Source organism: Ewingella americana (assembly GCF_006438725.1).
Lineage (GTDB): Bacteria > Pseudomonadota > Gammaproteobacteria > Enterobacterales > Enterobacteriaceae > Ewingella > Ewingella americana_A.
Genome location: NZ_RCZD01000037.1, coordinates 1 through 607, shown reverse-complemented (window position 1 = coordinate 607; position 607 = coordinate 1). Strand labels below are relative to the sequence as shown.

General features: G+C 58.8%; 1 protein-coding gene. It reads right to left on the bottom strand.

Going from position 1 to position 607, the window contains the following annotated elements:
- A partial coding sequence (locus tag EAH77_RS25040; RefSeq protein ID WP_140476154.1) for an aquaporin occupies window positions 1-559 on the bottom strand: 559 nt, incomplete at its 3' end.
- Window positions 560-607 lie beyond the last annotated feature (48 nt).

Below are 607 nucleotides of genomic sequence, written 5' to 3'. Positions count from 1 at the left end.
CAGCTCGCTCCGGATTTTGTTCCGGTGGACTGGCCGACGCGAGAACGACGAACACCAGCAGTGCTGTCAGCAGGATCTCGATTATCATGGCGGCACCGATGCCGTAACCGTCCGAAACCACGTTGCCGAGAAGATTCTTCTCGGCCGAAGGACTGTGTGCACCCCAACCGTTTGCGCCCAGTCCGTCAGCAGCACGGTTGTACGCCGGAAGACTGTTCGCAACCGTGTAGATCACGACGCCGGCTACCAAACCGCCGATCACCTGCGCGACAACGTAAATCGCCGCATTGACGGCCGAGATGCGCCCGATCACGAATTGGCCGAGAGTCACCGCCGGGTTGACGTGGCAACCGGAAATCGGTCCGATCGCGTACACGAGGAACAGCAGGGTCAACCCGAATGCGAGGGCCACTCCGAGATTGCCGACTTTCGCCCCTGCGAATACGGCAGTTCCGACCGCGGAGAACACGAGCACAAAAGTCCCCACCGCTTCGGCCACATACTTCTTCGCATCCGAGATCGGTTCGACCTCAGTCAATTCCTGTGCAGTTGGAGACATATTCCCACCTTCTTCTCATCGAACGGTAGTAATGCTCACGCGACTAGA